The sequence below is a fragment of the Pseudorhodoplanes sp. genome (assembly GCF_035565855.1).
GTDB lineage: Bacteria > Pseudomonadota > Alphaproteobacteria > Rhizobiales > Xanthobacteraceae > Pseudorhodoplanes.
Genome location: NZ_DATMRX010000310.1, coordinates 1 through 10749, shown reverse-complemented (window position 1 = coordinate 10749; position 10749 = coordinate 1). Strand labels below are relative to the sequence as shown.

Below are 10749 nucleotides of genomic sequence, written 5' to 3'. Positions count from 1 at the left end.
ACCGACCGGGTCAATGCGAGCTTCATCATCCATCGGACCGACCGGGCCGCGAGCGAACTCGTGCTGGCCCTGCATGCCCGCATGGGACAAAGCGACGACGTCGTCGTTTCGGCATCGCGACCCGCACAAGCGGAGGCAGGCGCATGATCGGCGGATTGCCGCTCGGCTTTGCGCAGCCCCTCGTGCTGCTCGGCCTCCTCAGCCTTCCGGTGTTGTGGTGGCTGCTCCGCCTGATCCCGCCGCGGCCGCGCCGCATCGCGTTTCCGCCGGCGCGGCTTCTGTTCGACATCGCTCCCAAGGAGGAGACGCCGTCGCGCACCCCATGGTGGCTGACGCTGCTCCGCCTCACCCTTGCGGCGCTGCTGATTTTCGCGGCCGCCGGTCCGATGTGGAATCCGTCGGTCGCTACCTCGAGCGGCTCGGGTCCGCTCGCGCTTCTGATCGATGACGGCTGGGCGGCTGCATCCACCTGGGACACACGCATTCGCACAGCCGATGACATGCTCGCGCGTGCAGAGGCCGATGGCCGTGCAGCGGCGATCATTCCGATGTCCGAAGCCGGACGGAGCGTTTCGTTGCAGACCGCCGCCGCGGCGCGTGTGCAGCTGCAGAAAGCCTCGCCCAAGCCGCATGACGTCGAGCGGGTCGAAGCGTTGCCGGCGCTGACGCGCTTCCTTGCCGCCTCGCCGAATGCCGAACTGGTCTGGCTTTCGGATGGCGTGCATCTTGGCCGCGCCGGCGAGTTCATCAACGGCCTCTCCACACTACTCGACGGGCGCAGCATCACCGTCGTCGAGGGCGGCGTTCCGCAGGCGCTTGCCCTCAGCGCCGCTGACAACAATGCCGGAGCCCTGACCGTCAAGGTGCTGCGGGCCTCGGCAGGAAACGACCGGGCCGGAAATGTGCGAGCCTACGATCTGAAAGGCTTGTTGCTCGGCGAGGCGCCGTTCGCACTCAAGCCGAACGAGCGCGAAACCGTCGCGACCTTCGACCTGCCGGTCGAGTTGCGCAACGACATCGCGAGGCTCGACATCGCCAATGAACGCTCGGCCGGCGCCGTGCAATTGCTCGACAAGCGCTGGCGCAGGCGCACGGTGGGCGTGATTACCGGTGCGACCGCCGATACCGCACAGCCGCTCCTCGCCTCGACCTTCTATCTGCAGCGTGCACTCTCGCCCTTCGCGGATGTCAGGATGGGCGAGCGCGTGTCGCCCTCGGACATGGTGACCCGCTTCCTCGATCAGAATGTGCCGATGCTGATCCTCGCCGATGTGGGCAATGTGGTCGGTGGGGCCCGCGAACGCCTCGCGCGATGGGTGGCGGATGGCGGCATCCTTGTGCGGTTCGCGGGGCCACGCCTCGCCGCCTCCGACGACGAACTCGTGCCGGTGCGGCTCCGCCGTGGCGGACGCACGCTCGGCGGTTCGCTGTCCTGGGAAAAGCCGCAGCCACTGGCCGCCTTCTCGCGCGAAAGCCCGTTCGGCGGCATGCCGGTGCCGGGCGATGTCACCGTCAATCGCCAGGTTCTGGCCGAGCCGGATTCCGGACTGTCCGAGCGCAGCTGGGCAACACTCGCCGACGGCACGCCACTCGTCACCGGCGCGCGCCGCGGCAAAGGCATGATCGTGCTGTTCCACGTGACCGCGGATACCCGCTGGTCCGATCTGCCATTGTCGGGCTCGTTCGTGGAGATGCTCAAAAGGCTCGTCGCGTTGTCGGGCTCGTCCGCAACCGCCGAACAGGCGAGTGCGGAGCGTGACCGTGAGACGCTTGCGCCGGCGCGCACGCTCGACGGATACGGCGTGCTGGGCGCTCCGCCCGGCATCGCCAAGCCGGTGCCTGCGAATTACGTGAACCGCGCCTCGGGCGACCATCCGCCCGGATTCTACGGGCCGCCTGAAGGCCTGCTTGCGGTCAACACTCTGACCGCAACCGACAAGCCTGAGGTCGTCGATATCGGCCCGCTGAATGCCCGTCGCGATATCTACCGTCTCAGCGAACCGGTCGACCTGCGGGGTCCGATCTTCCTCGCCGCCCTTGCCCTGTTGCTCCTCGACGCGCTCGTGGTGTTCTGGCTCGCCGGTGGGCTCGGACGCCTGACCCGCACGCGGCGTCGCGCTGCTGCCGCGAGCCTCGTCCTTGCCGCGGTCATCGTAGCCCTCGCCTTCAATGGACAAGCGCAGGCGCAGACACCCGAGCCGCCGCGACGCCCCACAGTGACCCAGCCTCCCGCAACGCTCGACGATTTCGCGATGCGAGCGGCCAACCAGACCAAACTCGCTTACGTGATAACGGGGGATGCGGAGGTCGATGCGGTCAGCAAGGCAGGGCTGAGCGGCCTCACGATCTTTCTTGCGCAACGCACCGCGCTCGAAGGCGGCGAGCCGATCGGCCTCGACATCGCGCGCGACGAACTCAGCTTCTTTCCGCTGATCTATTGGCCGATCTCCCCGAACGCGGCAAAGCCTTCGCCCGAGGCGCTGGCACGGATCGACGCCTACATGAAGCAGGGCGGCACCGTGCTGTTCGATACGCGCGACGCGATCATGGCACCGCCCGGCCCCGGCGGCGAAGCGCGCAGCCCCGGAATGCTGGCCCTGCGCGAAATCCTCGCGTCGCTGGACATTCCCGAACTCGAGCCGGTGTCCAAGGACCATGTGCTGACCAAGACCTTCTATCTGCTGCGTGACTTCCCCGGCCGCTTCCACACCGGTCAGCTCTGGGTGGAAGCGTTGCCGGCTCAGGACGAGCTCGACGAGGAAAGCGAGAACCGACGGCCAGCTCGCGCCGGCGACGGCGTATCGTCGATCCTGATCACTTCGAATGATCTCGCCGGTGCCTGGGCAATGCGGCCCGACGGACAGCAGATGCTGCCGATGGTCTCGGGTGAGCCACGGCAGCGCGAAATGGCATACCGCTCCGGCGTCAACATCGTGATGTACACGCTCACCGGTAACTACAAGGCGGATCAGGTGCACGTGCCTGCGTTGCTGGAGCGCCTCGGACAATGAATTTCGGGATCTCCTTCGCGCCCCTCGTTCCCGCCTATCTGTTATGGGCGGCCGCAGCCGTTGCGCTGGTCATCACCGCGCTTCTGCTGTTCATCCGCAGCCGCGGGGCGGTGTTGCGCGGTATTGCGATGGCGCTGCTCGTGCTCGCGCTCGCCAATCCCTCCTTCACCCGCGAGGACCGCGAACCGATCCCCTCCGTCGTCGCCGTGGTGATCGACAAGAGTCCCAGCCAGAATTTCGGCAATCGCGCGAAGCAAACCGAGGAAGCCCGTGCAGCGCTGATCGAGCGGCTGGCGCGGATTCCCAACATCGATGTGCGCATGGTCGAAGCGGGCGTTGCCGATGGCGAGACCGACGGCACGCGCCTGTTCAGCGCGCTCGGCGCCGCTCTCTCGGACGTGCCGCCGGATCGGATCGCCGGCGCCTTCCTGATTACGGACGGCCGCGTCCACGACGTGCCGCCGGACGCGGCGCAGCTCGGCTTCAACGCGCCGCTGCATGCCCTGGTGACCGGCGAAGCCAACGAACGCGACCGCCGTGTGGTCCTGACCTCCGCCCCACGCTTCGGCATCGTCGGCCAGTCCCAGACCATCGTCTTCCGGGTGCAGGATCAGGGCGTCGGGCCATCGAGCGCACGCGTCACCATCCGGCGCGACGGCGAACAGATCGAAACGCGCAACGTGACCACCAATACGGCCGTGCGCGTGCAGATCCAGATTCCACATGCCGGGCCCAATATCGTGGAGATCGAAGCGGCGCCGCTGGAGAACGAACTCACCCCGGTGAACAACCGCGCCGTGGTCTCGATCGACGGCGTACGCGACAAGCTGCGCGTGCTGCTGGTCTCCGGCGAGCCGCATGCCGGCGAGCGCACCTGGCGGAACCTCCTCAAGTCGGACGCGGCGGTCGACCTCGTTCACTTCACGATCCTGCGGCCGCCGGAAAAGCAGGACGGCACCCCGATCAACGAATTGTCGCTGATCGCCTTTCCGACCCGCGAGCTGTTTCAGCAAAAGATCGGCGAATTCCACCTGATCATCTTCGACCGCTATGCGCGGCAGGGCGTGTTGCCGATCGTCTATTTCGACAACATCGCGCGCTATGTGCGCGAGGGCGGCGCGGTGCTGATCGCTGCGGGTCCCGATTATGCAAGCCCGACGTCGCTGTGGCGCACGCCGCTCGATGTGGTGCTTCCCGCCGAGCCGAGCGGCAAGATGATCGAGACGCCTTATCACGCGCGGCTGAGCGAATTGGGCAAACGACACCCGGTGACGCGCGCGCTCGAAGGCGGCTCCGAGAACCCGCCGCATTGGAGCCGCTGGTTCCGCCTGGTCGATGCCAAGGTCGGCCAGGGCTCGTCGGTGATGGAGGGGCCGGACGGCAAGCCGCTGCTGGTGCTGTCACGCGAAGGCGAAGGCCGCGTTGCCTTGCTGCTCTCCGATCATATCTGGCTCTGGGCGCGCGGCTTCGAAGGTGGCGGGCCGCATCTCGATCTGTTGCGGCGCCTGTCGCACTGGCTGATGAAGCAGCCCGATCTGGAAGAAGAAGCGTTGCGTGTCGCCGCACGTGGACGGGATCTGTCGATCGATCGGCAAACCATGGCCGAGACCGTCGATCCGGTCCTCGTGACGACGCCGTCAGGCGAGACCCGCAGCATCTTACTGCAGCAGGTCGAGCCCGGCCTGTGGCGCGGCACGACCCCTGCGAACGAACTCGGGCTGTGGCGCGCGAGCGACGGCAAGCTCACCACGCTGGTCAATGTGGGGCCGGTCAATCCGCGCGAATTCGCCGAGGTCACATCGACGGCCGATACGCTGCGACCGCTCGCGGCCTCGACCGGCGGCGATGCGCGCAGGCTCGACGACGGCGGCAATGTTTCCGTCCCGCGGATCGTCGGGGTGCGCTCTAGCGAGACCTTCAACGGTCAGGACTGGATGGGTCTGAAGCTGCGGGATGCCAGCGTACTCCGCGGCATCGGCGTCCTGCCGGTCTTTGCCGGCATTCTCGGGCTGCTGCTGCTGATTGGATCGCTGGCCGCGACCTGGGCGCGCGAGGGCCGCTAGGCCGACACCGCTTCCGGCCAATCGGGCCGCACCGCGCCCTTGACGCCCGCGAAAGCTCCCTCGATCAATTCGGCGACAAGGAGCCGCGCGGGATCGACGGGGCCAGGCATTGCCACCTGCCCCCGCGGGACACGCTTGAAGCCGACGCGGGCGTAATAGGGCTCGTCACCCACCAGGATCACCAGCCGATGGCCCCGCTCCCTGGCGTCAGAAAGCGCGCGCTGCATCAAGGCAAGGCCGATGCCGCGATCGCGGAAGGGCGGCTCGATGGTCAATGGTCCGAGCAGCAAGGCCGGGGTTTCGCCGATCCGCACCGGGGACAGCCGCAGCGAACCGACCAGCAAGGTCCCGACGCGCGCGGTGTAGGACAGCGTGAGATCGTGCCCGATGCCCTCACGAATCCGGTAGGCGGTCTTCGCAAATCGCCCGGGTCCGAAGGTGCGTTCGTGCAATCGCTCGATGGCGAGCGCGTCGTCTTCGGTTTCCGGCAGGATGGTGATGGAGAGATCGGTCATTTAATGGCAGCCAGTCCTCGCAGGCGCTTAGCATCTGCCGCCAGCGAAATCCATTCATGCGGCATGCCAATTTGCCGCTTGGCTCGTCCGCCGGGCGGAGCCATATCTTGGTTCCAACCAGGGAGCGCGGAATGGGCTTTTTCCTCGATGGCATTTGGCACGACACCTGGCATGACACCGGCAAAAGCAAGGGTCGGTTCGAACGCGAGGCGACGCGCTTCCACAACTGGATCACTGCGGACGGCGCGCCAGGCCCGACCGGCGAAGGCGGGTTCCCGGCAGAGCCGGGCCGCTACCATCTCTATGTCTCGCTGGCATGTCCCTGGGCGCACCGGACCCTGATCTTCCGGAAGCTGAAGAAACTCGAAGATCTGATTTCGGTGTCTGTTGTTTCGCCGATGATGTTCGAACGCGGCTGGACCTTCAATCGCGCCGAGGGCTCCACCGGCGATCATCTCTACGACGCATCGACGCTCGGCGAAATCTACCTCAAGACCAATCCGAAATATTCCGGGCGCGTGACGGTGCCAGTGCTGTGGGACAAGAAGCGCGGCACCATCGTGAACAACGAATCGTCCGAGATCATTCGGATGTTCAACACCGGATTCAACGCGCTGACCGGTGATACGACGGATTACTACCCGGACGCCCTGCGCGACGAGATCGATACGATCAACAAGCGCATTTACGAGACCGTCAATAACGGCGTCTATCGCTGCGGATTTGCGACCACCCAGGAGGCCTACGAGGAAGCCTTCGCGCAGCTCTTCGAGACGCTGGACGTCCTGGAGGGGCGCCTCTCCACGCAGCGCTATCTCTGCGGCAAGACCGTCACCGAAGCCGACTGGCGGCTGTTCCCGACGCTCATTCGCTTCGACGCGGTTTATGTCGGGCACTTCAAGTGCAATCTGCGCCGGATCGACGACTATCCCAACCTGTCGAATTACACCCGCGACCTTTACCAATGGCCCGGCATCGCCGAGACGGTCGATATCGATCAGTACAAGCGCCATTACTACGGCAGCCACAAGACCATCAATCCGACGGGAATCGTGCCGGTCGGTCCGGCGCTGGAATTCATGCGCCCGCACGATCGGGGCCGGTTTGGTTAAGCGCGCTGCAAGCGGTTCCGATCGCTTCGTGTAGTTTTCGATCCGGCGCCGGAACATTGCTCTGAGCTCAGAATTTGTCTCCTGCATCACCGCCCAGAAGGAGGCAAACCATGAAAAAAATCACGCTCGTCGTCGCCGCTATGTTGCTTGCGGGGTCAGCTTATGCGCAGACCAACACCGCGCCCCAGCAGAACGCGCCGGCCGCAACCAATCAGACCATGAACAAGCCCGCCACCGGCCAGTGGCGCGCCTCGAAGCTCATCGGCGTCAACGTTTACAACCAGCAGAACGAGAAGATCGGCGAGATCGACGAGCTTATTCTGAATTCGTCTGGTCAGGTCGCCGGCGCGATCATCGGTGTCGGCGGCTTCCTCGGTCTTGGCGAGCGCGACGTGATGGTGCCGATGAACCAGCTGCGCTTTTCCAACGAAGGTTCTACCACCACCGGCGCCGCCAATAACGGCGATCGCAGATGGTATCCGGACCGCGCCGTGATCAACGCCAACAAGGATCAGCTCAAGAATATGCCGGAATTCAAGTACTGACCGGCTGCTGCAACCTTGATCGTCGGATCGTCGGGGGCTTCGCCAGTGCGAGGCCCCCTTCCGGCGTTGAACCTCGCCTGCTTCCCAATCACCGCAGCGATGATTGCGCGATCGCCCCCCGTCACCAAAGCGGGGACGGCCTGGTCCGATCCAGCACCTCGGCGATGCGCGCGCGCGTTGCCGGCCCGGTATCCGGCGGCAGGGCATCGCGCGTGAAAAAGCCGTGCGCCACGATCTCCGCATTGGGCTTCGGCGGGCTGTCCTGGGTGAAGTCGCGGACCACATAGAGCCCGACATGGTCGCGGTCAGAGGCGCGTTGGTTGAAATACAGCGCAAAGAATTCCGGGGCAGCGCCGACCGCGATATTGCCTTCCTCCATCATCTCGCGGCGCAGGGCCTCGAGCATGGTCTCGCCAGGCTCTACTCCGCCGCCGGGGAGGTGCCAGCCGGGGATATAGGAATGCTTGATGAGAAAGATGCGCCCGTCCGAATCGAGCGCCATGCCGCGCACCCCGAGGGTCATCCCGCGCGAGAAGCGCCAGTATAGATGCATCGCACGGCGGATCATCTGGTCGAAGGGGCCTCCCCGCCGGTCTAGAGCGATCTCGGTGGCGCCGAACCACAGTTTCATCAAAGCGCGCACCCGACTCACTATAGTCTGAATCGACTAAAAGCCGGAAAGCCCGCACCCTCCCCTCATGTTCGTACTTGCGCACCTGTCGGACCCGCATCTTGGCCCCATGCCGTCGGCCCGCATCCGCGACCTCGCGGGCAAGCGGGCCATCGGCTACATGAACTGGCACAGGCGCCGGAAGACATTCCACCGCGCCGAGGTCCTGTCGCGCGTCGTCGCCGACATCAAGGCGCAGCAGCCGGACCATATCGCGGTCACCGGCGACATCCTCAATATCGCGCTGCCCGGCGAATTCGCGCCCTCGCGCGTCTGGCTCGACACCGTGGGTCCGGCCGAGAACGTGACCTTCGTTCCGGGCAATCACGACGCCTATGTGCGCAAGGCCGCCCGCGAATGGCATTCGCACTGGGGCGACTTCATGAAGGGCGACACCACGGGTGCGGATCAGTTTCCGTTCGTGCGCCGCCGCGGCGACATCGCCCTGATCGGATTATCGAGCGCGATCACGACGGCCCCCTTCATGGCGACCGGCAAGCTCGGCACCCACCAATTGCATGCGCTTCCGGACCTCCTCGACAAGCTTGGCGCAGAAGGGCTGTTTCGCGTGGTGCTGATCCATCACCCGCCGGTGACAAAACCCACGCACCGGTTCAAGCGCCTGATGGACGCCGACAAGTTCCGCGACGTGCTGCGCAGACATGGCGCCGAGCTCGTGCTGCACGGTCACGATCATATCCACTCGCTGGTGATGCTGGACGGACCCGCGGGACAGATTCCTGCGTGCGGCGTTCCGTCTGCCTCGGCGATCGGCGGCGAAGGCGATCTCGCCGGCTACAATCTCTATGCGATCGCAAAGTCCGGCAATCGCTGGTGTTGCGAAATGACCGCGCGCGGCTTCAAGCACGACACCGACACGATCGTGGACCTTGGCAAGCGCGATCTCGCGGTCGCGTAGACAAGCACATTCAGGGTCACACGGCAGTCACTCTCGGGCTGTCATCGCCCGCGAAAGCAGGCGATCCAGTACACACAACGCTCAATAGTTTACCGGATGCCCCGCCTTCGCGGGGCATGACAAGAAGTGGGCGATGCCCGGCCCGGCCTCTTCCTGAGGAGCATTGTCAACGCGTCCGCGCGCAGCGCGGCCCGATGATAAACTCAGCAATGCGTCTCGGAGATTGGGCCGCCCTCATCCTCCGATGACAGGCGCTTCGCGTTCTCCTCAGGATGAGGTCGGAACGAAAGCCAATCAGCCCAACACCAGCGCGGCAAGCGCAAGGGACAGCGCCCCGACCAGCAGCCCCAGGACGAATGCGGCGCCGGTGCGCCAGGCCGTTGACCTCGGCACGGCGGCGCGCGGTGGCCCGCTCTCCGATAACGCGCGCTGGCGTTCGATCAGGCGAGCGGCGATGTAACGCGTGATCGCCTTGGCGGTCTCGCCGATATCGTTGGATTCCGAGAGGACCTTGCGGCCATAGCGGGTGTCCTGCACGAAGCGATAGACACGCTTGTCGCGGCCCATGATCACATAGGCGGTGATGTCGATCCAAAGCCGCGGCACGTCGCCATGGCTGATCCCGCGATCGAAAATATCCACATCCGCGGGGATTTCGGCGAACACCTTGTCGAGCGCTTCGTTCAGGAGTTCGAGACGCGCGGCTTCGGCATCGCGCATCTCCAGCACGATCCCCGATCGTTCCGCCGCCTCGATCCGAACCTGGCGCAGCGCCTCCTTCAGCGGCGAAACCGGCTGCGGCGGCTGCGTCTCACGCTTTTTGCGTCCCCACATGAGCGGACCGTAGCGCCGTTAGCGGTGCTCCGAAAGCCCGGCTTGCGCCAGCCATGCGAGGCCGTCTTCGGTTCGCGCGCGCGGATGGTATTCCGCCGCCACCCAACCGGCATAACCGAGGCGATCGAGGGCCCTGAAGATCGCGGGATAGCTTACCTCCCCCTCGTCGGGCTCATGTCGCGAGGGAACCGCCGCGATCTGCACATGACCGATCAGCGGAAGATGGGCCTCGAAGCGCCGGATCAGGTCGCCGCCCATGATCTGCGCGTGATAGAAATCGAACTGAATGCGGATGTTGGATTTGCCCGTTTTCGCGATGATGTCGGCCGCGTGCTCCACGCGGTTGAGAAAATAATTCGGGCGGTCGCGATTGTTGATCGGCTCGATCAACAGCGTGATGCCTTTCTCGGCCGCCCGATCCGCGGCGCGCATCAGATTGGCGATATAGGTGCGCTCGGCCGCCGGCCGCTCGTTCACCGGCACGAAGCCGGCGAGCACATGGATCGCGCGGCCACCGACCGCGGTGATGTAGTCCAGCGCCTGTGCAAAGAGCGCGTCGAAGTCTCGCTCGCGGTTCGGGACCGCGGCCAGTCCGAACTGCCCCTCGCCGCCCCGCTCGGTGTTGATCCCCAGCATTGCAAGACCATGCCGTTCGATCTGGTCCCGGAGGGCGGTGGCGGGAGTCGTATAGGGAAACTGGCCTTCGACGGCGCGAAAGCCGAAGGCCGCGGCCGCGGCGGGGCGCTCGATCAGCGGACGCTCGGAGAACAGATACGCGATATTGGCGGCAAAACGGGGCATTGGGCCTCGCAGGCGGAGGGAATCGGAGCCCCTTGTACCAAAGCTTCTCCCGGCTTCGCTGTGCACAATCCGTGATGACAGCGCCGGATTTGCCCGTCTTTGGCGATGCAGTGGGCAGCGGACACGCCTCGAAAGTTGTCCCTTCTCCACATGGAGGCCAGCCCCAAAAACACGACAAATCAAAGCCTTGATGATTGTGGGCGAATGCCCACATTGAACCCCACAGGGCGAGTGGGACGTTTTGTGGTTGACTGCCTGTATACAAGGCGGTTCGATGCC

9 protein-coding genes are annotated in these 10749 nt (G+C 65.2%); 5 read left to right on the top strand and 4 right to left on the bottom strand.

What is annotated here, in order from left to right; genetic code table 11:
* Nucleotides 1-143 precede the first annotated feature (143 nt).
* Together VN004_RS17835 and VN004_RS17830 are read left to right on the top strand one after the other, a co-directional pair.
* A complete protein-coding gene (locus VN004_RS17835; RefSeq protein WP_325612891.1) occupies nt 144-3011 on the top strand; it encodes a DUF4159 domain-containing protein in 2868 nt (955 codons plus the stop codon).
* Entirely contained in the window at nt 3008-5074 is a 2067-nt protein-coding gene (locus VN004_RS17830) for a hypothetical protein (protein WP_325612887.1), read from the top strand. Before VN004_RS17835 ends, VN004_RS17830 begins: the two co-directional genes overlap by 4 nt.
* Here the strand turns inward: VN004_RS17830 and VN004_RS17825 are convergent.
* A complete protein-coding gene (locus tag VN004_RS17825) occupies nt 5071-5589 on the bottom strand; it encodes an N-acetyltransferase (protein ID WP_325612885.1) in 519 nt (172 codons plus the stop codon). The two genes, VN004_RS17830 and VN004_RS17825, sit on opposite strands and share 4 nt — an antisense overlap.
* 131 nt (nt 5590-5720) lie before the next feature.
* On the opposite strand from VN004_RS17825, the gene VN004_RS17820 reads away from it, so the two are divergent.
* On the top strand, nt 5721-6701 hold the full coding sequence (locus VN004_RS17820; protein WP_325612883.1) for a glutathione S-transferase family protein: 981 nt from the start codon (nt 5721-5723) through the stop codon (nt 6699-6701).
* Nucleotides 6702-6811: 110 nt separating this feature from the next.
* On the top strand, nt 6812-7246 hold the full coding sequence (locus tag VN004_RS17815; RefSeq protein WP_325612881.1) for a PRC-barrel domain-containing protein: 435 nt from the start codon (nt 6812-6814) through the stop codon (nt 7244-7246).
* Between the two features lie 121 nt (nt 7247-7367).
* Here the strand turns inward: VN004_RS17815 and VN004_RS17810 are convergent, their stop codons facing one another.
* Nucleotides 7368-7877, bottom strand: a complete 510-nt coding sequence (locus VN004_RS17810; RefSeq protein ID WP_325612879.1) for an NUDIX domain-containing protein — start codon at nt 7875-7877, stop codon at nt 7368-7370.
* A 67-nt stretch (nt 7878-7944) separates the two neighbouring features.
* Between VN004_RS17810 and VN004_RS17805 the strand changes: the two genes are divergently transcribed.
* The gene (locus tag VN004_RS17805) at nt 7945-8835 is read left to right on the top strand and encodes a metallophosphoesterase (protein ID WP_325612877.1); all 891 of its coding nucleotides are present in this window, start codon (nt 7945-7947) and stop codon (nt 8833-8835) included.
* 294 nt (nt 8836-9129) lie between these two features.
* Here the strand turns inward: VN004_RS17805 and VN004_RS17800 are convergent, their stop codons facing one another.
* Nucleotides 9130-9669: a hypothetical protein gene (locus tag VN004_RS17800; RefSeq protein WP_325612875.1), complete on the bottom strand. Its 540-nt coding sequence runs from the start codon at nt 9667-9669 to the stop codon at nt 9130-9132.
* Nucleotides 9670-9687: 18 nt separating this feature from the next.
* Complete coding sequence (locus VN004_RS17795) at nt 9688-10470, bottom strand: hydroxypyruvate isomerase family protein (RefSeq protein ID WP_325612873.1); 783 nt, start codon at nt 10468-10470, stop codon at nt 9688-9690.
* Nucleotides 10471-10749: the final 279 nt, after the last annotated feature.

Excerpts from the sequence above, each read along its gene's own strand:
- VN004_RS17830 (WP_325612887.1), top strand. The coding sequence starts at position 3,008 with ATGAATTTCGGGATCTCCTTCGCGCCCCTCGTTCCCGCCTATCTGTTA.
- VN004_RS17820 (WP_325612883.1), top strand. The coding sequence starts at position 5,721 with ATGGGCTTTTTCCTCGATGGCATTTGGCACGACACCTGGCATGACACC.
- VN004_RS17810 (WP_325612879.1), bottom strand. The coding sequence starts at position 7,877 with ATGAAACTGTGGTTCGGCGCCACCGAGATCGCTCTAGACCGGCGGGGA.
- VN004_RS17795 (WP_325612873.1), bottom strand. The coding sequence starts at position 10,470 with ATGCCCCGTTTTGCCGCCAATATCGCGTATCTGTTCTCCGAGCGTCCG.
- VN004_RS17835 (WP_325612891.1), top strand. The coding sequence starts at position 144 with ATGATCGGCGGATTGCCGCTCGGCTTTGCGCAGCCCCTCGTGCTGCTC.
- VN004_RS17805 (WP_325612877.1), top strand. The coding sequence starts at position 7,945 with ATGTTCGTACTTGCGCACCTGTCGGACCCGCATCTTGGCCCCATGCCG.
- VN004_RS17800 (WP_325612875.1), bottom strand. The coding sequence starts at position 9,669 with ATGTGGGGACGCAAAAAGCGTGAGACGCAGCCGCCGCAGCCGGTTTCG.
- VN004_RS17825 (WP_325612885.1), bottom strand. The coding sequence starts at position 5,589 with ATGACCGATCTCTCCATCACCATCCTGCCGGAAACCGAAGACGACGCG.
- VN004_RS17815 (WP_325612881.1), top strand. The coding sequence starts at position 6,812 with ATGAAAAAAATCACGCTCGTCGTCGCCGCTATGTTGCTTGCGGGGTCA.